Origin of the sequence: Vibrio sp. WZ-1 (assembly GCF_052037695.1) — a bacterium.
Lineage (GTDB): Bacteria > Pseudomonadota > Gammaproteobacteria > Enterobacterales > Vibrionaceae > Vibrio.
Map to the genome: position 1 here is coordinate 213499 of NZ_JBQEQR010000076.1, position 21250 is coordinate 234748.

General features: G+C 44.8%; 18 protein-coding genes. 7 read left to right on the forward strand and 11 right to left on the reverse strand.

Translation table 11 applies throughout. From position 1 onward, the window contains the following. Window positions 1–7: 7 nt before the first annotated feature. The 5 genes from secG to rlmE all read right to left on the reverse strand — a co-directional run bounded on the left by secG (window position 8) and on the right by rlmE (window position 5553). Window positions 8–349, reverse strand: coding sequence for a preprotein translocase subunit SecG (gene secG, locus ACTS60_RS13555; RefSeq protein WP_010450072.1), 342 nt, complete (start codon window positions 347–349; stop codon window positions 8–10). 226 nt (window positions 350–575) lie between these two features. Next, window positions 576–1916 carry a phosphoglucosamine mutase gene (gene glmM / locus ACTS60_RS13560; protein WP_440888659.1) on the reverse strand — a complete coding sequence of 447 codons (1341 nt, stop codon included), beginning with the start codon at window positions 1914–1916 and terminating at the stop codon, window positions 576–578. A gap of 19 nt (window positions 1917–1935) precedes the next feature. Further along, the gene (folP, locus tag ACTS60_RS13565) at window positions 1936–2766 is read right to left on the reverse strand and encodes a dihydropteroate synthase (RefSeq protein ID WP_440888660.1); all 831 of its coding nucleotides are present in this window, start codon (window positions 2764–2766) and stop codon (window positions 1936–1938) included. Window positions 2767–2835: 69 nt separating this feature from the next. Further along, window positions 2836–4815 (reverse strand): ATP-dependent zinc metalloprotease FtsH, encoded by a 1980-nt coding sequence (gene ftsH, locus ACTS60_RS13570; RefSeq protein ID WP_440888661.1) that lies wholly within the window; start codon window positions 4813–4815, stop codon window positions 2836–2838. A gap of 108 nt (window positions 4816–4923) precedes the next feature. Continuing rightward, a complete protein-coding gene (gene rlmE, locus ACTS60_RS13575; RefSeq protein WP_440888662.1) occupies window positions 4924–5553 on the reverse strand; it encodes a 23S rRNA (uridine(2552)-2'-O)-methyltransferase RlmE in 630 nt (209 codons plus the stop codon). Between the two features lie 138 nt (window positions 5554–5691). On the opposite strand from rlmE, the gene yhbY reads away from it, so the two are divergent. Further along, window positions 5692–5988 (forward strand): ribosome assembly RNA-binding protein YhbY, encoded by a 297-nt coding sequence (yhbY, locus tag ACTS60_RS13580; RefSeq protein WP_010450084.1) that lies wholly within the window; start codon window positions 5692–5694, stop codon window positions 5986–5988. 66 nt (window positions 5989–6054) lie between these two features. Here yhbY and greA read toward each other — a convergent pair whose 3' ends face one another. Continuing rightward, complete coding sequence (gene greA / locus ACTS60_RS13585; RefSeq protein ID WP_440888663.1) at window positions 6055–6528, reverse strand: transcription elongation factor GreA; 474 nt, start codon at window positions 6526–6528, stop codon at window positions 6055–6057. Between the two features lie 536 nt (window positions 6529–7064). On the opposite strand from greA, the gene ACTS60_RS13590 reads away from it, so the two are divergent. Next, a complete protein-coding gene (locus ACTS60_RS13590) occupies window positions 7065–8063 on the forward strand; it encodes a porin (protein ID WP_440888664.1) in 999 nt (332 codons plus the stop codon). Between the two features lie 113 nt (window positions 8064–8176). Then, complete coding sequence (dacB, locus tag ACTS60_RS13595; RefSeq protein WP_440888665.1) at window positions 8177–9601, forward strand: serine-type D-Ala-D-Ala carboxypeptidase; 1425 nt, start codon at window positions 8177–8179, stop codon at window positions 9599–9601. Here dacB and ACTS60_RS13600 read toward each other — a convergent pair. After that, complete coding sequence (locus ACTS60_RS13600) at window positions 9580–10425, reverse strand: magnesium transporter (protein WP_440888666.1); 846 nt, start codon at window positions 10423–10425, stop codon at window positions 9580–9582. The genes dacB and ACTS60_RS13600 overlap by 22 nt on opposite strands. A gap of 81 nt (window positions 10426–10506) precedes the next feature. Here ACTS60_RS13600 and ACTS60_RS13605 point away from each other — a divergent pair, with 81 nt between their 5' ends. Continuing rightward, entirely contained in the window at window positions 10507–10701 is a 195-nt protein-coding gene (locus ACTS60_RS13605; protein ID WP_440888667.1) for an ABC transporter substrate-binding protein, read from the forward strand. 141 nt (window positions 10702–10842) lie between these two features. Here the strand turns inward: ACTS60_RS13605 and tyrS are convergent, their stop codons facing one another. Continuing rightward, entirely contained in the window at window positions 10843–12030 is a 1188-nt protein-coding gene (tyrS, locus tag ACTS60_RS13610) for a tyrosine--tRNA ligase (RefSeq protein ID WP_440888668.1), read from the reverse strand. 129 nt (window positions 12031–12159) lie between these two features. Here tyrS and ACTS60_RS13615 point away from each other — a divergent pair, with 129 nt between their 5' ends. Then, the gene (locus tag ACTS60_RS13615; protein WP_440888669.1) at window positions 12160–13452 is read left to right on the forward strand and encodes a peptidoglycan DD-metalloendopeptidase family protein; all 1293 of its coding nucleotides are present in this window, start codon (window positions 12160–12162) and stop codon (window positions 13450–13452) included. A gap of 35 nt (window positions 13453–13487) precedes the next feature. On the opposite strand, the gene ACTS60_RS13620 is transcribed toward ACTS60_RS13615, so the two are convergent. From ACTS60_RS13620 to erpA, 3 genes are all read right to left on the reverse strand, one after another. Continuing rightward, window positions 13488–16610 carry an efflux RND transporter permease subunit gene (locus tag ACTS60_RS13620; RefSeq protein ID WP_440888670.1) on the reverse strand — a complete coding sequence of 1041 codons (3123 nt, stop codon included), beginning with the start codon at window positions 16608–16610 and terminating at the stop codon, window positions 13488–13490. 8 nt (window positions 16611–16618) lie between these two features. Further along, complete coding sequence (locus ACTS60_RS13625; protein ID WP_440888671.1) at window positions 16619–17734, reverse strand: efflux RND transporter periplasmic adaptor subunit; 1116 nt, start codon at window positions 17732–17734, stop codon at window positions 16619–16621. A 114-nt stretch (window positions 17735–17848) separates the two neighbouring features. Further along, window positions 17849–18190 (reverse strand): iron-sulfur cluster insertion protein ErpA, encoded by a 342-nt coding sequence (gene erpA, locus ACTS60_RS13630; RefSeq protein ID WP_005449174.1) that lies wholly within the window; start codon window positions 18188–18190, stop codon window positions 17849–17851. A 246-nt stretch (window positions 18191–18436) separates the two neighbouring features. Between erpA and hemL the strand changes: the two genes are divergently transcribed. Continuing rightward, the gene (hemL, locus tag ACTS60_RS13635; protein WP_440888672.1) at window positions 18437–19732 is read left to right on the forward strand and encodes a glutamate-1-semialdehyde 2,1-aminomutase; all 1296 of its coding nucleotides are present in this window, start codon (window positions 18437–18439) and stop codon (window positions 19730–19732) included. A 358-nt stretch (window positions 19733–20090) separates the two neighbouring features. Beyond that, the gene (locus ACTS60_RS13640; protein ID WP_440888673.1) at window positions 20091–21176 is read left to right on the forward strand and encodes an AI-2E family transporter; all 1086 of its coding nucleotides are present in this window, start codon (window positions 20091–20093) and stop codon (window positions 21174–21176) included. Window positions 21177–21250 lie beyond the last annotated feature (74 nt).

A 21250-nucleotide genomic window follows, 5' to 3' on the forward strand; every position in this document is an offset into this window, starting at 1 on the left:
TTACAGCTTATTGAGGAATTTCATCACCAGTAGGTGCTGGAACTTCACTCGCTGCATCATTAACTTGCTCTACAACTTGTTGTTGACCTAGTGTTGGATCAACCCATTGAGATTCTGTCTTATGTGTAGACATACGACCAAGTAGCAAGCTAACGATAAAGAATACTGTTGCTAAAATAGCAGTTGTTCGGGTTAGGAAATTACCTGAGCCGCTTGCACCAAACACTGTGTTTGAAGCACCAGCACCGAACGAGGCTCCCATATCTGCGCCTTTACCTTGTTGAATCAACACAAGGCCAATCACACCAAGCGCTGCCAACAGGTAAATCACAAGTAGAACTGAAAACATTTTTTCCACCTATGTTCCAAATTGTTGAGCCAGCGCCGTTCATAACTTCAAACAATGAGCGTTACGAACAAGGCTAGCGACCTCCTGACTGGAGGCGGAGCAATACTAGCGAAAGCCAGCAACGCTGACAAGGGGAAATTAGCAAAAAGTCACCACCAACGCATTAAGCGCTCAAAAAAAGGGCAAAAGTTGCCCTTTCCTCTCGCAAAATGGGTTAAAGCAATGATTAACAACTTGCTTTTACAGCTTCTGCAATCTTAAGCGCAGAGCTTTGAACAAGTCCCGCATCTTCACCTTCCACCATTACACGAATAAGTGGTTCTGTGCCCGATTTACGTAGCAGTACTCGGCCTTTGTCGCCCAACTCTGCTTCTACTTCTACCACTGAGTCTAGCACTGCTTGCGCTTCTAGAGGATTGCTTTCACCAGCAAAACGTACGTTCTCTAGTACTTGTGGGTAAAGCGTCATACCTTGAGACAAATCATGTAATGACATGTCACTACCAACAACAGAAGCAAGAACTTGCAACGCAGCAACAATTGCATCACCCGTGGTGACTTTGTCTAGCAAGATCACGTGGCCAGAGTTTTCAGCACCGATCTTCCAGCCTTTAGCAAGTAATTGTTCCATTACGTAACGGTCACCAACAGCAGCGCGAACAAATGGGATACCGAGTTGCTTTAGCCCATTTTCCATGCCTAGGTTGGTCATTAGCGTACCAACCACACCGCCTTTTAGTTCGCCACGACGTAGAGCATCACGTGCGATAATGTAAGCAATTTGGTCGCCGTCAATCTTGTTGCCCAAATGGTCAACCATAATGATGCGGTCACCATCACCATCGAATGCAAGACCAAGGTGAGCTTGCTCTTCCACAACGCGCTTTTGTAGTGCTCGAACATCCGTTGCACCTACTTCTGCGTTAATGTTGGTACCGTTTGGCTCAACACCCATTGCAATAACTTCCGCACCTAACTCTTTGAATACGTTAGGAGCAATGTGGTAAGTCGCACCGTGTGCGCAGTCAACCACGATCTTAAGGTTTGCTAGACTAAGCTCTGATGGGAAAGTGCTCTTACAAAACTCAATGTAACGACCTGCTGCATCATTTAGACGAGTTGCTTTACCAAGCTCGGCAGATTCCACGCACTCAATGTCTTTATCTAGCTCTGCTTCGATAGCCAATTCAATATCATCCGGAAGCTTAGTTCCCTCAGATGAAAAAAACTTAATGCCGTTATCGTAGTATGGGTTGTGTGACGCAGAAATAACGATACCCGCTTCCGCACGGAAGGTTTGTGTAAGGTATGCCACTGCAGGTGTTGGCATCGGACCAGTGAAGGTTGCTTTTAGGCCAGCAGCTGCAAGCCCGGCTTCCAACGCAGACTCAAGCATGTAGCCTGAGATACGCGTATCTTTACCGATAATAACTTTTTTAGTGCCTTGTTTCGCTAATACGCGACCAGCCGCCCAGCCAAGCTTCAGTACAAAATCCGGAGTAATTGGGTATTGTCCAACTTTACCGCGTACGCCATCAGTACCAAAATAACGTCTTTTATCAGACATAAAACTTTCCTTAATTCTTTTAGATATTTTTGTTCGTCATCTCAACCACTTTCATTGCTTCAATGGTTTCTTCAAAGTCATGAACTCGAATGATTTGCGCACCTTTCATCGCCGCGATCGTCGCACAAACCACACTAGCGTTGGTGCATTCAGCTGCTGGCTTATTCAAAAGCTTGAAAATCATGGATTTACGCGACATACCAGCAAGGATTGGTAAGCCAAATTCATGGAACTTCTCAAGATGAGCGAGTATATGATAATTGTGTTCTATGGTTTTGCCAAAACCAAAACCTGGGTCAAGGATAAGTTGAGACTTATCGATACCCGCTGTCTCACAAGCAGCAATACGCTCTTGAAGGAATGCTGAGACATCTTCCATCAGATCATCGTATTGAGGATTGGCCTGCATCGTACGTGGCTGGCCTTTCATGTGCATCAGGCAAATTGGTAAGTTCGCTTTCGCTGCCACTTCTAGAGCCCCCGGCTCTTGGAGCGCACGAACATCGTTAATGAGGTCCGCTCCAGCAGCAACTGCTTGGCGCATTACTTCCGCTTTGCTGGTATCGACAGAAATCCAAACATCGTATTTTTCGCGAATCGCTTTAATAACAGGAATAACACGCTGTAGCTCTTCTTCCAGTTCAACATCTGGGGCCCCTGGCCGTGTCGATTCACCGCCGATATCAATAATGCTGACACCAGCTGCAATCATCTTCTCAACCTGAGTAAGTGCTAGCTCAAGAGAATTATATTTACCGCCATCAGAGAATGAATCCGGGGTAACATTTAGAATAGCCATCACGCGAGGACGGGATAGGTCGAGGGACTTATTGTTTGCTTTAATAATCATAGCTTTAATAATCACAACATATACAAAAACCCCGAGCTTAACTCGGGGTTTATTATCAAAAGCTACTCTTTATTCAGAGTCTTTCTTTTCTGGCGCGTCACTTGAAGTTGCTTCTTGAGAAGTTGGTTGCTCAGCTGATTGTGCTGTATCAACAGATTTCTCTTCCGCTTTTACTTCTGGTTTCGCTTGAGGTTTATCGTTGTCCTCTGGTTTGTTTGCAGGCTTATCACCCCAACCAGCTGGTTCACGAATCTCAGCTTTACGCTCCATCAAATCTTCAATCTGGCCTGCATCAATGGTCTCATACTTCATTAGCGCATCTTTCATCGCATGCATGATGTCCATGTTGTCTTCCAAGATTTTCTTCGCACGGTCATAGTTACGGTCGATGATCTTACGAACTTCATCATCAATAAGTTTTGCGGTGTCATCAGACATGTGTTTAGTCTGTGTCACGCTACGACCTAGGAATACTTCACCTTCTTCTTCCGCGTAAAGTAGCGGACCAAGTTTCTCAGAGAAGCCCCATTGCGTTACCATTTTACGCGCAATGTCTGTTGCACGTTCGATGTCGTTAGAGGCACCTGTCGATACTTTATCAGCACCGTAGATAAGCTCTTCCGCTAGACGACCACCGTACAAGCTAGAAACCATAGATTCTAGGTGTTGGCGAGACATGCTCACGCGGTCTTGCTCTGGTAGGTACATCGTCACACCCAACGCACGACCACGTGGAATAATAGACACTTTGTACACTGGATCGTGTTCTGGTACCAGACGGCCAACAATTGCGTGACCCGCTTCGTGGTATGCTGTTGACTCTTTCACTTCTTCAGACATCACCATTGAACGGCGCTCTGCACCCATCATGATTTTGTCTTTCGCAAGTTCAAACTCAACCATAGAAACGTTACGCTTGTTACCACGCGCAGCAAACAATGCCGCTTCGTTTACTAAGTTGGCTAGGTCAGCACCAGAGAAACCTGGAGTACCACGTGCGATTAGAGAAGGCTCTACGTCACCCGCTAGAGGTACTTTACGCATGTGGACTTTTAGGATCTGTTCACGACCGCGTACGTCTGGAAGACCAACAACCACTTGACGGTCAAAACGACCAGGACGTAGTAACGCAGGGTCCAACACGTCCGGGCGGTTAGTCGCAGCGATAACGATGATACCTTCGTTACCTTCGAAACCATCCATCTCAACCAGCATTTGGTTTAGTGTTTGTTCACGTTCATCATGACCACCACCAACACCAGCACCACGCTGACGACCTACTGCATCAATCTCATCGATAAAGATGATACAAGGTGCCGCTTTCTTCGCTTGCTCAAACATGTCACGCACACGAGATGCACCAACACCAACAAACATTTCTACGAAGTCAGAACCAGAGATAGTAAAGAATGGTACTTTTGCTTCACCAGCAATGGCTTTCGCTAATAGCGTTTTACCAGTACCAGGAGGACCAACCATTAGAACACCCGTTGGGATCTTACCGCCCAATTTCTGGAAGCGGCTTGGATCACGTAGGTAGTCCACCAGTTCTTTTACGTCTTCTTTTGCTTCATCACAGCCTGCAACGTCAGCAAAAGTTGTCTTGATTTGTTCTTCGCTCATCATACGAGCTTTACTCTTACCGAAGGACATTGCGCCTTTACCGCCGCCGCCTTGCATTTGACGCATGAAGAAAATCCATACACCAATCAGTAAGATCATAGGGAACCAAGAAATGAAGATAGTACCAAGTAAGCTCTGCTCTTCAGGAGGCGTACCTTGTACTTTTACATTTTGGTTAATTAGGTCATCTAGAAGCTTCTGATCATACACCGGCATGTAAGTGACCATTTTCGCACCACCGCCGCGACGAACGAAACTAATTTCACCGTCTTTAAAAGTTGCTTCTTGAATCTGGCCTTGGCCAACTTCCTGTACAAACGTGGTGTAATCCACGGTTCTGCCATTGCTTTCTCCAGGGCCAAAGCTCTGGAATACCGACATCAACACGACAGCGATAACAAGCCACAGAATTAAATTTTTTGCCATGTCACTCAAGGTGTCAGCCTCTCGATAACTAATTGTAATTAAAGGTAGGGTACTACAGTTTATTAGCTGTAGCTATAGTGTTAACCATGCTCTAAACGAACGAAATAGTTAACCTTTGTAACCAGTGGCTACGACAAAGACTTCTCGTGAGCGAGCTCGCGATGAGTCTGGTTTTCTGATTTTTACGACTTTAAACATGTCTCGGACTTCTTTCACGAATTGATCGAAGCCTTCACCCTGGAAAACCTTTACAACAAAGCTACCATTAGGTGCTAGAACTTGTCGACACATATCTAAAGCCAATTCAACTAAATACATAGCTCGCGGCTGATCTACAGAGTTGTTGCCAGCAATATTAGGCGCCATGTCAGACATCACAACATCCACCATTGAAGGTTGGATTCTGTCTAGCAAGGCTTCTAAAACCGCCTCGTCACGAAAGTCTCCTTGTAGGAAGCTTACGCCAGCGATTGGATCCATAGGTAGCAAGTCACACGCAATAATTTGACCGTCTTCACCTATTATCTTAGCAGCATATTGAGACCATCCACCCGGAGCTGCGCCTAAATCGACAACAGTCATCCCAGGTTTCAACAATTTATCTTTTGTTTGGATCTCGTCTATCTTGAAGTAAGCACGTGAACGATAGCCTTTTTTACGAGCTTCATTTGCATACTTATCATCAAAGTGTTCTTTCAACCAACGACCAGAACTAGCCGAATGTTTTTGTTTACTCATTTTAATCCCAACAAGGCGTAATTAGGAGCTATTGTTCTAATAGGCTCAACCTATTACTCAATAAATTATAGTCTTCAGCAATAGATGGCGTTAAAATAGCTTTTTTCAACCCTTATTTTAAAGAAAATTGGCCGCGTAATGAACCTAAGCACCAAACAAAAGCAGCACCTAAAAGGCCTGGCTCACAGTTTAAAACCTGTTGTGCTAATGGGCGCAAATGGACTTACAGAAGCCGTGCTAGCAGAAATTGAAATCGCTCTGAACCACCACGAACTGATCAAGATTAAAGTTGCATCAGAAGATCGTGAAACAAAGCAGCTAATCATTGATGCTATTGTGCGTGAAACTGGCGCAGAAAAGGTACAAGTTATTGGTAAAACACTTGTACTATACCGTCAATCTGAAGAGCGTAAGATCGAAATTCCACGCAAGTAATTTCCGCTCTTAGCTTCAGAAAAAAAGGTCGCTTAATGCGACCTTTTTTGTATTTAGACAACTGTATTAGATGTACTCTACGCTATCGATTTCAAAGTCTTTAGCACCGCCAGGGGTTTGAATTACGACTTCGTCACCTTCCATCTTACCGATCAAGCCACGAGCAATAGGCGAACTGATTGAGATACGCCCCGCTTTGATATCGGCTTCGTCGTCACCAACAATTTGATAAGTTTTCTCATCTTCTGTATCACAGTCGATCAAGGTAACCGTCGAACCAAAAATCACTTTACCAGTGTTATCCATTTTAGTGACATCAATTACTTGAGCAACAGACAACTTGTACTCGATATCACGAATTTGAGCCTCGCAGATGCCTTGTTCTTCACGAGCTGCGTGATACTCCGCATTTTCCTTTAAATCACCTAGCTCACGAGCCTCTGCGATCGCTTCAGAAATTTGAGGGCGAAGCTTTAGTAGACGATCTAGTTCTGTGCGCAGTAGTTGCTCACCACGCGATGTCATTGGAACTTTTTCCATTATATAACCTCAAGGCCAAAGGGTTCTTTGGACAAAAAAAGCCTACCCAATCTAATAGATTGGGTAGTGAGTTAATTGATGCATTTCTTCTAGTTTAAACAAACTCTAGGGTGAAATCACCCTAATTTAAAAACAGTCGAAATAACGTGATGTAATGCACTTAAATGCAGCAGACTCAGTTTCGAGACACTTCTCAAATTATTGAAAAACAACCACCTAGTTACACATAAAAATATCAAAAAAGATAAAAACAAATCAATGTCAGAGCAAAGCAAAGTGCAACATAAACCAACAAATACAGTAACTTAAACAATAAAAAGCCACAATCGAACACTGTTCATCAGTTCGATTTATATCATTTTACTAACTCATAAGGAAACTTTAGCAGTAAAACATGTCCGGCAAGTTATTACGTAATAGTGTTTTCGAAAGTGATGTTTTCTCACAAATGAAACTATGCGCACAACCATAACTTGTGAGAGATTACCTCTCCCCCATAAAACAATGATTATGGACAGCTAACTAGGACAAATAAGATGAAAAAGACTCTAATTGCTCTTTCTGTATCTGCAGCAGCTATGGCAACTGGCGTTAACGCAGCTGAACTTTACAACCAAGACGGCACTTCTCTAGATATGGGCGGCCGTGCTGAAGCACGTCTATCTATGAAAGATGGTGACGTAGCGGACAAATCTCGCATCCGTCTAAACTTCCTTGGCACTCAAGCAATCAACGACAACCTATACGGTGTTGGTTTCTGGGAAGGTGAGTTCACTACAGCTGAAAATGGCGGCGTAGACGGCAACAGCAATCTAGACACTCGTTACGCATACGCTGGTCTTGGCGGCGCGTTTGGTGAAGTAACTTACGGTAAAAACGATGGTGCTCTAGGCGTTATCACTGACTTCACTGATATCATGGCATACGCTGGTAACTCTGCGGCAGACAAACTAGCTGTAGCTGACCGTTCTGACAACATGCTTTCTTACAAAGGTCAATTCGAAAACCTAGCTGTTAAAGCAAGCTACCGTTTCGCTGACCGTATCGAAAACGCTGCTGGTACTGAGTACACAGACAACGGTGAAGACGGTTACTCTCTATCTGCAATCTACGCTTTCGCAGACACAGGTCTTGAGCTAGGTGCTGGTTACGCAGACCAAGACGAAGCTAACGAATACATGCTTGCAGCGTCTTACACTATGGGCGACCTATACTTCGCTGGTGTATTCACTGACGGTGAAAAAGCTAAGAAAGATGGCGACTACACAGGTTACGAACTAGCTGGTGCTTACACTCTAGGTCAAACAGTGTTTACTTCTACGTACAACAACGCAGAAACAAACAACGAAACATCTGCAAACAACTTCGCAGTTGACGCATCTTACTACTTCAAGCCTAACTTCCGTGGTTACGTATCATACAACTTCAACCTAATCGACGCTGGCGATAAACTAGGTAAAGTTGGTGGTAACACAGTTGCATCTAAGATTGATTCTGAAGACGAGCTAGCTCTAGGTCTACGCTACGACTTCTAATTGAGTCTTTAGACTTGAAGAAATGCCCGCATATTGCGGGCATTTTTGTATTCAGATATTCACACCAATTCAGTATATACTCTCCTCATCTACCACAAGAAAGTGTCATCACCATGCGTATACATTGGCCAATTTGCTTTTTCTTTTATTGCTTCAGCATGATTGTCCATGCGTATCCATATCAAGAGGTACTTCCTGAAGGGGTACGCCTTAGCCTAGTCGCAGAAAAACTGAGTGATAAAACGGAGCTACTAGACTCTGCGCCAAGCTCTCAGCTATTTCCGCCAGCAAGTACTCTGAAAGTGGTCACTGCACTAGCCGCAAAGCTAGAGCTAGGGGATAGTTTCAGCTTTACCACCAACCTTTCTAAGGCTAATGATGATCTTGTAGTGTCATTTAGTGGCGATCCCACGTTAACAAGCAACGACTTAAGTAAGCTGTTTGATAAGCTAAAAGAAAAAGGCATTAGCGAAATTAAAGGAAATGTCTGGTTAGATGACTCTATGTTTGTTGGCTATGACCGCGCCGTGGGCTGGCCATGGGATATTCTAGGCGTGTGTTACAGTGCCCCTGCTAGTGCGATTACATTAAATGAGAATTGTGTTCAGGCGTCTATTTATACTCAAGATAATGGTAAAACGCGGGTATTTGTCCCTGAGCATCAACCAATCCATGTTTCAACCTCAGCAATTACCGTTAGCAAATCTGCTCAGAAAGCAAAGCATTGTGACTTAGACCTTATTGCACACTCCTCAAACCAATACGAGCTTAACGGATGCCTAGTTAAGCGTGATAAGCCGCTGCCGCTTAAATTTGCGGTACAAGACCCTAGAGCGTATACAAGCCGTGTTGTCTATACTTTGCTGCGTCAAAAAGGGGTTAAGCTCCACGGGCAAGTATTAATTGGCGCTCCAGCAGATAGCATCAATACGAAGCTTATTGCCAGTCACCACTCTAAAGCCCTGCCAGACTTGCTTGAGGAAATGTTAAAACGCTCAGATAACTTGATTGCCGATACATTAACGAAAACGTTAGGGCACCATTTCTATATTCAACCTGGTAGTTTTAGAAATGGCACCGAGGCGATCAAGCAAATCATCTATGCTAATACGTCTATAGATATCAAAAACGCTCAGCTTGAAGATGGTTCTGGCTTATCACGTAACAACCGCATCTCTGCAGCATCAATGGCAGACATCCTTCGTTACATATGGAAGCACGAGAAAGATTTAAACCTAATTGCTATCATGCCTAAATCCGGAGAGTCAGGAACTCTGCAATACCGTCAAAGTATGCGTAAAGCCCCAATCAAAGGACAACTGATAGCGAAAAGTGGCTCACTGTACGGTACGTATAATATGGCGGGTTATGGACTTGATAAAAACGGTAAACCAAACACCTTGTTTGTTCAGTTTGTATCAGACTACTTCCCAGAAAAAAGGGACGATAACAAACCTGTCATCGCCCCTATTACTCAATTTGAAAAGCTGTTCTATCAAGACATTGTGAACTTCAGTCAGGCAATACCTAAGAAGTAGTTTACAACCGTGAAGTAGATCCACATCCCTGATATATCTACGATAGATGCTAATACTGGACTCACCAATACGGCAGGGTCCCGTTTAAAAGCTCGAGCAATAATAGGGAGCAAACCGCCAAGTGTGGTAGAAATAGTCACCTGAATAAATAGTGCAACCGCAATAGCCAATGCAATATCTTCTAGCGCAAAGCCGCCCGTTGACTGCCCATTGCTGAAAAGCATAATACGTCCCACCATCACAATAGCGATCGCTAGTGCAATAAATAGCGCCACACGGCTTTCTTTCCAAAATACCTCTAACCATTGGCGCTTCTTAAGCTCTCCTGTTGCAAGAGCGCGAATAACCAAGGTCGCAGCTTGTGTTCCAGTATTACCACCCGCAGCAGCGATCACTGGCATGTACACCGCCAGTAAAACAAGCTGACTCAAGGTGTCTTCATACTGAGCGATGATTAAACCAGACACAATTCCAAGCAACGCAAGTGCAATGATCCAGCCAATACGCTGTTTTACATGTCCAAGTACACTAGTCGATAGATAACCATCTGGCGTATCAACTTCTGACATGTGCAGACCTAACTGGTGAGCATAGTGACGAGCACGTTTGTCATGTCCAGCTTGTTCAAGTTGAGCAATAAGGCTATTCACATAGCCAACCGAGCAGTGTTGCAAGATACCAACCGCCTCATCAATAGGCATGATTGTTAACAAGTGCAGTTGCTGCTCTTGCTCGTACCGCAAAAACGCATTACGAGCGGCACCAATTTCTACTTCAGAAAAGTTTGGTGTTGTTTCAATAAAAGTGTTGTTCATTACCGTCATGGCGAATCTCCCGATTGGCATTGGTAACGACCATCGACAAAGCACGCAAATAGCTTTCAATACCCCCATGCATTTAAAATTATGGGCGTACAAAAACATCAATGCCAAAGCACTGTCTATTCAGAATTTATGAAAGGAAATAACAAGAAGGAAAAATTAGAAAAGATGCCTTACCACTCAGGTAAGGCGGAGATCGCCAATACCGAAGCGGGTTATTTCGCTCCCTTTATCTTACTCACCCAGCAACTGGGAGGATGGTCGGTATTGTTCATGTAAATCTCCGATAAAGCTGCTCACTTAGCAGCGCGCGTATAGTAGCAAAGTTGAACCACTTTTACAGTCAATCTATGGTTGATTAATCAAATTTTCATACAAAAAAAGCGCCGTATAGGCGCTTTCATTTTGTACAGTTATTGATTACTTAATAGTAATACGTGCGAATTTACGTTTACCAACTTGGAATACGTAAGTGCCTGCTTCAGGAGCAAACTTCGCATCAGCAACTTTCTCGCCTTCGATCTTAGCAGCGCCTTGTTTAACCATACGCATTGCTTCAGAAGTTGAAGCACATAGACCCGCTTCTTTTAGTAGATTTGCTACTGGTGTGCCTGCTTCAAAATCAAACTCTGGCATTTCGTCAGGGATTTGGTTCTTCGCAAAACGATTTACAAACTCTTGCTCTGCAGCATCTGCATCTGCTTCACTGTGGAAACGAGCAATGATCTCTTTCGCTAGCAATACCTTGATATCACGTGGGTTCTTACCTGCTTCTACATCCGCTTTGAACTGTGCAATCTCTTCTAGAGGACGGAAAGACAGTAGTTCGTAGTAGCTCCACATTAGAATGTCTGAGATAGACATGATCTTACCAAACATTTCGCTTGGTGCTTCGCTGATACCAATGTAGTTGCCTGAAGATTTAGACATCTTCTTCTCGCCGTCTAGACCAACTAGAAGCGGCATCATCAGTACAACTTGAGGTTTTTGTCCGTGAGATTTTTGCAGTTCACGACCCATTAGTAGGTTGAACTTCTGGTCAGTACCACCCAGTTCAACGTCAGTTTCCATTGCTACAGAGTCCCAACCTTGAAGCAGTGGGTACATGAACTCGTGGATAGCGATTGGCTGACCACCTGCGTAACGCTTTTTAAAGTCGTCACGCTCAAGCATACGAGCAACAGTTTGGTTCGCAGCAAGACGAATCATACCTTCTGCGCCTAGCTCAGATAGCCACTCAGAGTTGAACTGAATTTTAGTCTTAGCTGGGTCTAGAATTTTGAACACCTGCTCTTTGTACGTTTCAGCGTTACGCAGAACGTCTTCACGACTTAGCGGTGGACGAGTTGTGTTCTTACCTGTTGGGTCACCAACCATTGCAGTGAAGTCACCGATAAGGAACGTCACTTCATGACCTAGTTCTTGGAACAAGCGAAGCTTATTGAAAATAACCGTATGGCCTAGGTGAATATCAGGTGCTGTTGGATCGGCGCCTAATTTAATACGTAGAGGACGACCTTCTTTTAGTTTTGCGATAAGCTCTTCTTCTGGAATCAGCTCTTCAACACCGCGCTTAATCTCGGCTAGTGCAGCTTCAATGCTCGCCATTCTTGTTCACTCCCACAGATTTGGCAAAAAGTTAATAGCTGGACATCTTACTTGAATAGCGATGCATTTTGAAACACGTTAGACTAGGTAGTTGTCATTTTTTACGTTTAAATCAGTTATCCAATACTCATGCATTCATTTTTTGTCCGACTTCCACTCTTGCACAAAGTATTGATCGGTGTTTTTAGTGCCCTCATTGTTGTTGCACTGTTTTTTTTACCCGATCCTCAAGACCTAGCTCCGGAGCAAAGCCGATTAGAGATCGGCCAACATTATCCTGTGCCTCTTTCTCTACCGACAAACTTGTCTAATCCCTCCCTTAGCTCACTACCTTCAGTGTTAAGGTGGGAAACACATACGGTAAAAGATGGCGAGAGTGCAGCAGTGCTATTCAACCGCATCGGCTTATCACCTCGCCTTCTCCATGAGCTGATTACAACCAGTAAAGAGATCAAAACTCAGCTTACCCGCCTACGACCGGGGGACAAGCTTCAGTTTGGTTTTGATGAGAACAATGACTTTGTCCAACTAAAACGTACACTCAACGCATTCGAGACATTTAGAATTAAGTCGGAGAGTGGCAAGTACGTTGCTGAAGTGGATAAAAAAGAAGTCGACTACCAATACAACTATGCTGAAGCAACCATCAAATCTAACTTCTGGAATGCAGGCATTTCTTCAGGTTTAAACGCTAACCAGATTATGGAGCTGGCTGGCATCTTTGGCTGGGATATCGACTTTGCGTTGGATATTCGTAAAAACGACACTTTCCGCGTACTTTACCAAGAGGAAGTCGTCGAAGGCGAAGTGATTGGACGCGGCAAAATCATCGCAGCAATATTCCACAACCAAGGCGATAAGTTTACCGCTATTTTGGATGAGAAAACGGGGAAATACTACGATGAGAACGGCCGTGCCATGAAAAAAGCCTTCTTACGTGCTCCCTTGGATTTCCGCCGTGTATCATCAAACTTCAACCCTCGTCGTTTGCATCCTGTGACTGGCAAGGTGCGCCCTCACCGAGGTACAGATTATGCTGCTCCTGTGGGTACACCAATTTGGGCTGCCGGTGATGGCATCGTACAGAAATCTTCTTATAACAAGTTCAACGGTAACTATGTGTTTATTAAGCACAGCAATACTTATATTACCAAGTACTTGCACTTAACTAAGCGAATGGTGAAAACAGGCCAACGTGTTAAACAAGGGCAAACTATCGGTACATTGGGTGGAACAGGTCGTGTAACTGGCCCGCACTTGCACTATGAATTCTTGGTAAATGGCGTTCATAAAAACGCGAGAACGGTTAAGCTGCCACAGTCCAAGTCGCTAACAGGTAAAGCAAAGCAAACCTTTATGGCGAATGCAAAAATCAGTATGGCTAAGCTAGATCGCTACAGTAAATTGCTTGCGATGAAGTAACGTCAAATAGTTCGAATGATAAATGAAGAGGCAGCCTAAGCTGCCTCTTTTGTTTCTACTTTAGGATCATCAATGTTGTGTTCACGCCCAAGCATCAACAGGCAAGGAGTGAGTACTAACGTGAGAACTGTGGCAAACGCCAACCCACCAGCGACGGCCGTGGCTAACTGTGACCACCACTGCGTACTTGGCGCACCAAACTCTATCCTCTGATTGACCAAATCGATGTTCATTTCTAACACCATTGGTAACAAACCAAGAATGGTAGTCACAGTCGTGAGTAATACTGGACGTAAACGCTGTACTCCAGTGCGCAGAATCGCTTCTGTTTTTTCTAAGCCACGTTTACGCATTTGGTTATAAGTATCAATCAGTACGATGTTGTTGTTCACCACTATCCCAGCCAACGCAATCACTCCAATACCGGACATAATAATGCCGAATGGCTTTTGGAAAATCAGTAGGCCAATAAACACGCCGACAGTAGAAAAAAGCACCGCACTCAAAATCAGAAACGCTTGATAGAAACTATTGAACTGCGTAATCAAAATCAGAGCCATCACACCCAGCGCAACCATAAAAGCATTTTGCAAGAAAGCGGAAGAGTTTTCTTGCTCCTCATTTTGGCCACGGATTTTAAACTCAATACCAGCAGGCAAACCCAGTTGTTGCACTTCGGCAGTGATCTTCGGCAGCTCAAGTGCGAGATTATAACCTTCTGCCATATCCGCCTTGATATTCACCACTCGACGCCCATCTACGCGGCGAATAGTGTCTTGTTTATGATCTGGTTTAATCTGAGCAAAATTGGTGATCGGCACTAGGCCTGCCGCCGTTTTCACGCGCAACTGATCAAAACGCCCAATATCGCGTTTATCCTGTGGATAGCGAACCAAAATATCGACTTCTTCATCCGCATCATCTGGTAAGTAATCGCCTATTTTCAGACCATTAGTCACAAATTGAACTGTGTTGCCAACTAAAGTCGCATCAGCTGCAAAACGTGAAGCATCATCCCGACGAATATCAATTTGCCAGTCAATTCCCTCTTTATTAGTCGTATCACTGAGATTAGTCAGAGCAGAGTTACGATCAGCCCAATGACGAACCAATTTTGCCGCGCTATCTAATTGATTAATATCTGAGTTAGGCGCAGACATCTCAATCACTAAGTCATGTTCAACAGGCGGCCCCGCATCTGGAAACTTGTATTCGATTTCAACACCAGAAAACTGGTCAGTAATTTGCTTCAATTCATCAATAATGGCGGTGACTTTACGACGATACTGCCAGTCCACGGGGGTAATTTGAATTTGCCCAATCTCATCGCTACCTCCGGTCTTGGTGTAGACACTTTCAAACTCATCGTGCCCTATCATCACCTTCTCGATCTCTTTCATCACTATGTCTTTTTCTTTGATCGATAAATCACCATAAGATCGAACTTTGACAGTAAAGAAAGCGGGATCCACTTCAGGAAAGAACTCTGCACCTAGCCCTGCTTTGCTATAAGTAAAACCTACGCCGCCAGCAAGTAAAACTGCACTGAGTAGCACTTTTAATGGGTGACGAATCGCAATAGAAAGCGTCATAAAGTAAAGCTTGGTAATGCCCGTTGCTTTATCAAACTCGCCGTTATGCAGATCGATCATCTCTTGTTGGCGCTTTGCTTCAACGACTTGTGGCTTACCTATAATTCCACCAATCACTGGCACAAACAGCAGCGCCATCACTAACGAAGCTGTTAACGTAGCAATCAAGGTTAATGGCAAGTACTTCATGAACTCACCGGTAATATCAGGCCAAAACAATAGTGGCGCAAAAGCAGCAAGGGTCGTGGCCGTCGAAGCAGTGATCGGCCATGCCATACGCTTGGCTGCATCTCGATACGCTTCTTTACGCGGCGTCCCCTCTTGCATTCGTCTATCGGCAAATTCGGTTACAACAATGGCACCATCCACCAGCATACCCACTGCCATAATCAGCGCGAAGAGCACCACAATGTTGACCGTTAGGCCAAACACTGAAAGAACTAATAAACCAGTAAGGAAAGAACCCGGAATAGAAATTCCCACCAAGAGTGCGGTTCGTACACCAAGAATGGCAATAATGACGATAACCACTAAGATAATCGCGGAGAGGATATTGTTTTGTAGATCACTAAGCATCAGTTTGACGTCATCAGACTGATCCCACGTATATTTGACTTGTAAGTTATTTGGCCAATCCGCTCGCTTTTGCGCTTCAGTCAGAACCTGTTTGACGAGCTCCACCGTTTCAATGATGTTTTCGCCCGCACGCTTTTTCACATTCAATACGACAGCAGGATCCCCATCCAAGCGAGCAAAACTTTCAGGGTCACGGAAAGCTCGGCGTACCGTGGCGACATCAGCAAAAGTGATCACCTCTTTGCCGTTTACCTTAATCGGCAGCTCTAATACGTCTTTTAAAGAATCAAATACGGAAGGGACTTTGACCGAGAAGCGACCGTACCCCGTATCCACGAAGCCCGCGGCAACCACCCGGTTGTTTAACGCAATCAAGTTGTAGATGTCGGCTTGATCCAAGCCGTAGCTTTCCATCAACAGAGGATCGACTACGATCTCAACGATGTCTTCGCGATCGCCTGCAATATCCACTTCCAATACCTGACGATAGCTTTCCAGTTTGTCACGCAGCGCTCGCGCGATTTGCACCGTTGTGCGCTCAGGGACCGTACCATACAAAACCAGTGTGAGAACCGGCTCTTCGGAAGCAAATGTTACCTCGTTTACTGTCGGCTCATCGCTATCTGCTGGCAGTTTGGGCTTGGCGAGATCAACCGCATCACGCACATCAGCCATGGCTTCAGCTAGGTCAACACCAACACTAAATTCCAGCGTCACTGAGGCGTGCCCTTCAGAAGCTACCGAGGTCATCTCTTTTACCCCTTCGATAGAGCGCAGCTCTTGCTCTATTGGACGAACCAATAAGCGCTCCGCATCAGTCGGAGAGATACCTTGGTGGCCTACTGACACGTAAATGATTGGAATCGTAATGTCAGGGCTCGATTCTTTGGGAATAGTAATATAGGTAATTACACCAGCGATAAGAATCATCACTAGCAGAGTTAACATGGTTCTAGCTCGCGATAGCGCAGCATCAATCAAAGCAAACATATTGCCTCCTACTGCGAATCTACGGCGTCAATGACGTCATCAACTTTGGTCGCTACGACTAAATCACCATCACGTGCAAAGCCTTGCCCTAGTACGATGATATCGACTTGGTCTCCTAAGCCAGATAACCAAACTCCATCTTTCTCAGCTTTGACAAGCTGAATTGGAACAAAGTGTACATGCTGATTGCGGAGCGTTTTGATGCCAAGGTTTCCTTCTTCGTCCAGAGCCAACATGGCAGCTGTCACTTTCACTGCCATGACTTCACTCAAAGACAACACGACTTCCGCACTGATCCCGCCAGGCATGACGCTCTCTCGATTTTCAATCTCGATCTCTATTGGGAATGTATTGGTAGCAGTAGAAGATACTCGTCCTATATAACGGATGATGCCTTGATGATGAACACCATCGATAGTTCGAACATCAGCTTGTTGACCTTCTTTTAAGTACTGGATATGACGCTCACTGACATCCGCTTCAATAACTAACTTTTCTAAGTCAATCACAGTCGCAATGGGATCTCCGACACCAACAAAGTCACCCACCTCAACGAATCTATGGTCAAGAATGCCATCAAATGGCGCTCGAACTTTGGTATTTTTTAATGCCGTTTCAACATTACTGAGACTGGCTCTCGCATCAACTAGCGCGGCTTGTGCAGTGGCAAATGCAACCTCACCTTGTAAACCTCGGTTCTTCAAAGATTCTGCCGCTTTGAACTCTTTTTCTTTCACGCGCAACATGGCTCTAGCACGTTTTAGTTGAATATCAAGGTCGCGCTCGTCAATGTTGGCAATCACCTGCCCCTGTTTGACACGTTGTCCTTTTTGTACGTTCAAACTGACAATTTTCCCGGCCACCTCCGCCCCTAGACGAGCTTGGCGGTTGGGAGCAGTTCGACCGTAGAGTTCAATTGTTTTGCTAGTCGGTTGCGCTTTAAAAGAGTTAAACATCACCTTAGCAACAGGTGTGTTATCAGATTGGGAAGATTGAGAAGAGGCTGATTCGTCTTGTGCCCTGAGTTGCCCCATAGCAAGCCACGCAGCAAGCACGATGATAAGCGTTAAAGAAACTAGCCATGGACGTTCGACAAGGCGTCGTCCGAGAGAAACTCCAGACATATAAAGTCCTTTTTATTTTATTCACTCAACTGCCTTTTAAGCGAAGAGCGTGTTTACGTGACTTCCTGCTACGTAAAATTCAGGCAGCCAATTGGCTGCCTGTTGTCGTGTTAATTAAACACTGAATGATGCACCACAACCACAAGTTGTCGTTGCATTCGGGTTATTGACGAAGAAGCGCGCTCCTTCTAAACCTTCCGTGTAATCAACCACGCCACCGATTAAGTATTGCAGGCTCATTGGGTCTACAACCAGTGTTACGCCACTATTTTCGATTGTTGTGTCGCCTTCATTTACGCTTTCATCAAATGTAAAGCCGTATTGGAATCCACTACAGCCACCACCCGTAATGTATACGCGCAACTTCAGTGCTGGGTTTTCTTCTTCTGCAATCAACGCCTTAACGCGTGATGCTGCAGCATCAGAAAAAGACAATGGTACGTTTACTTCGCTCACGAAGACCTCTCTCACTCGTGTAATGCGTCAAGCCTGAAGCAAGACGTCAAATTTATGCTAATTAGAGCGATTATCCAATACCTGACCAACTCGTTCAAGTATTCACCGACGATTCTTTAGATCAGATGCTGATATGTAAGATTACACCGCAAGACTACACATAAATTACCCAAAACGTTTCTAACTTGAGATTAGCTAGGTACAATGCGCTCCACTTGGTCCGAGCAATCAAAAGAGGATAACCCCATGACCAAATCATCAGAGCTATATCAAAAGGCTCAGCAAACCATTCCTGGCGGTGTAAACTCACCAGTTCGTGCATTCAACGGCGTTGGCGGTTCTCCGCTATTTATCGAACGAGCAGACGGTGCACTGATTTTTGATGCCGATGGTAAAGCGTACATTGATTACGTTGGCTCTTGGGGTCCAATGATTCTAGGTCACAACCATGCTGTTATCCGTGAAGCTGTTATCGATGCTGCGCAACGTGGTCTAAGTTTCGGTGCGCCAACTGAGATGGAAATAGCAATGGCTGAGCTTGTGTCTGAGTTAGTGCCATCAATGGAACAAATCCGCATGGTAAGCTCTGGTACAGAAGCGACCATGAGTGCTATCCGTCTTGCTCGTGGCTTTACTGGTCGTGACAAGATCATGAAGTTCGAAGGCTGCTACCACGGTCACGCAGACAGCTTACTAGTGAAAGCTGGTTCTGGCGCACTGACTCTAGGTCAACCAAGCTCTCCTGGCGTTCCTGCTGACTTTGCTAAGCACACGCTAACTGCTACATTCAACGATCTAGATTCAGTACGTGAGTTGTTTGCGGCAAACAAAGGTGAGATCGCATGTATCATCGTTGAGCCAGTAGCAGGCAACATGAACTGTATCCCACCAGTAGACGGCTTCCACGAAGGTCTACGTGAAATCTGTGACCAAGAAGGTGCACTACTGATTTTTGATGAAGTAATGACTGGCTTCCGCGTAGCTTTAGGCGGCGCACAAGCACACTACAACATCAAACCAGACCTAACCACACTAGGTAAAGTGATCGGCGGCGGTATGCCAGTAGGTGCTTTCGGTGGTCGTAAAGAGGTCATGCAATACGTTGCACCAACAGGTCCTGTTTACCAAGCCGGTACACTCTCTGGTAACCCAGTAGCGATGGCAGCGGGTTTTGCATGTTTGAACCTTCTAAAAGAAGAAGGTAACGAGAAGCGTCTTGCTGCGAAAACAAAACAACTTGCTGAAGGTTTTAAAGCGCTAGCAGAAAAACACGGTATCCCAATGGTAGTAAACCAAGTGGGCGGCATGTTTGGTTTCTTCTTTACAGATCAAGAAACCGTAACTTGCTACGAAGACGTGACTAAGTGTGACGTTGAGCGCTTCAAACGTTTCTTCCACCTAATGCTAAAACACGGTGTGTACCTTGCACCATCAGCATTCGAAGCAAGCTTTACTTCTCTAGCTCATGGTTCAAAAGAAATCGACGCAACGCTAGAAGCAGCTGACCGCTGTTTTGCAATTCTGGCAGAAGAGGCTAAATAAGCCTTCTTTTACTGGAACACTCATAGCAAAAAAGGACCTTCTCGGTCCTTTTTTAGTATCTGTTTATGCTTGCCAATTAAAGATCACAAGGATGGCGAGTACCCCAAGAACAATCCCAAACCAAGGAATGCGTTTAGTCTTCTTGTCACTCTGGCATTTCTTATCACTGTTACAACAACCCATTTTTCCATCTCTTGATTGATAACCATCTGATTTGTGGTCATTATAACAAGGTCAATTGCTCCTTCCCAATTCAGCTATGTCATAAGCTTGAAAGAATCGTCGGTGCAAAGTAATAAATGTTTTGCGCTGTGGTATAAGGCGTAAACGTAAATCATCCGTAAATTGGATTAATCACATGCCAAATAATGTAAAAATCACGTCGAGTCATCGAGTGCTAGTTGTTGCGCTACTCGCCGCTGCTTTTGCCTGCTATTTATTGGTCGAGCCTTATATCAACTCGATCGTCATGGCGTTTATCATTTCATTGCTTATGTTCCCAATACATGAGTGGTTCGAACGAAAACTGCCAGACCACAAAAACTTGGTTTCACTGCTCTCTTGTGTGGTTCTCACCTTTATTATTGTGATTCCATTACTGTTTGTATTTGCTGCTATCGTGCAGCAAGGGTCGGTATTTTCGCAAAACACCTACAAGTGGGTAACCAATGGTGGTATCCAAGATATCTTCCAACACCCTTGGGTTGTCAAAGGGTTAGCACTGGTTAATGAGTACTTACCTTTTGACAAAATTGAACCACAAGCCATCGCAGAAAAGATTGGGCAATTCGCCACATCATTCGGTTCAAACCTTGTCGCTATCAGTGCAAAAATCCTAGGGGACGCAACCAACTTCCTGATGGACTTCTTCCTGATGCTGTTTGTGTTGTTCTTCCTACTGCGTGACCACGATAAAATCATTTCGGCAATGCGCCATATTCTGCCGCTTTCGCGCAGCCAAGAAGACAAGATTCTGACCGAGATTGAACAAGTATCGAAGTCAGCTGTAATGGGCTCATTCTTAACGGCAATTGCGCAAGGTTTTGCTGGCGGTATCGGTATGTGGCTCGCAGGATTCCCAGGATTGTTCTGGGGTACCATGATGGGTTTTGCTTCATTTATTCCAGTCGTCGGCACGGCATTAATTTGGATTCCAGCTGCTGCTTACTTGTTCCTAACTGGCGACACAACTTGGGCTATATTCCTAACGGTGTGGAGTGTGCTCGTGGTTGGCTCGATAGATAACCTACTACGCCCACTATTAATGCAAGGCAGTGCCGGCATGAACACCCTGATGATCTTCTTCTCCCTACTAGGTGGTTTGCATCTATTCGGTTTAATTGGTCTTATCTACGGTCCACTGATCTTTGCCGTAACCATGGTGCTGTTCAATATCTACGAAGAAGAATTCAAAGACTTCCTCAACCAGCAAGACAACAGCTAGTCGCAGCTTAATCACTTCAAGCTTGGGGCAGATTGTGCGAAAATCTGCCCCTAATTATTTCTGATGAACTAAAT

Excerpts from the sequence above, each read along its gene's own strand:
- secG (WP_010450072.1), bottom strand. The coding sequence starts at position 349 with ATGTTTTCAGTTCTACTTGTGATTTACCTGTTGGCAGCGCTTGGTGTG.
- glmM (WP_440888659.1), bottom strand. The coding sequence starts at position 1,916 with ATGTCTGATAAAAGACGTTATTTTGGTACTGATGGCGTACGCGGTAAA.
- folP (WP_440888660.1), bottom strand. The coding sequence starts at position 2,766 with ATGATTATTAAAGCAAACAATAAGTCCCTCGACCTATCCCGTCCTCGC.
- ftsH (WP_440888661.1), bottom strand. The coding sequence starts at position 4,815 with ATGGCAAAAAATTTAATTCTGTGGCTTGTTATCGCTGTCGTGTTGATG.
- rlmE (WP_440888662.1), bottom strand. The coding sequence starts at position 5,553 with ATGAGTAAACAAAAACATTCGGCTAGTTCTGGTCGTTGGTTGAAAGAA.
- yhbY (WP_010450084.1), top strand. The coding sequence starts at position 5,692 with ATGAACCTAAGCACCAAACAAAAGCAGCACCTAAAAGGCCTGGCTCAC.
- greA (WP_440888663.1), bottom strand. The coding sequence starts at position 6,528 with ATGGAAAAAGTTCCAATGACATCGCGTGGTGAGCAACTACTGCGCACA.
- ACTS60_RS13590 (WP_440888664.1), top strand. The coding sequence starts at position 7,065 with ATGAAAAAGACTCTAATTGCTCTTTCTGTATCTGCAGCAGCTATGGCA.
- dacB (WP_440888665.1), top strand. The coding sequence starts at position 8,177 with ATGCGTATACATTGGCCAATTTGCTTTTTCTTTTATTGCTTCAGCATG.
- ACTS60_RS13600 (WP_440888666.1), bottom strand. The coding sequence starts at position 10,425 with ATGACGGTAATGAACAACACTTTTATTGAAACAACACCAAACTTTTCT.
- ACTS60_RS13605 (WP_440888667.1), top strand. The coding sequence starts at position 10,507 with ATGGGCGTACAAAAACATCAATGCCAAAGCACTGTCTATTCAGAATTT.
- tyrS (WP_440888668.1), bottom strand. The coding sequence starts at position 12,030 with ATGGCGAGCATTGAAGCTGCACTAGCCGAGATTAAGCGCGGTGTTGAA.
- ACTS60_RS13615 (WP_440888669.1), top strand. The coding sequence starts at position 12,160 with ATGCATTCATTTTTTGTCCGACTTCCACTCTTGCACAAAGTATTGATC.
- ACTS60_RS13620 (WP_440888670.1), bottom strand. The coding sequence starts at position 16,610 with ATGTTTGCTTTGATTGATGCTGCGCTATCGCGAGCTAGAACCATGTTA.
- ACTS60_RS13625 (WP_440888671.1), bottom strand. The coding sequence starts at position 17,734 with ATGTCTGGAGTTTCTCTCGGACGACGCCTTGTCGAACGTCCATGGCTA.
- hemL (WP_440888672.1), top strand. The coding sequence starts at position 18,437 with ATGACCAAATCATCAGAGCTATATCAAAAGGCTCAGCAAACCATTCCT.
- ACTS60_RS13640 (WP_440888673.1), top strand. The coding sequence starts at position 20,091 with ATGCCAAATAATGTAAAAATCACGTCGAGTCATCGAGTGCTAGTTGTT.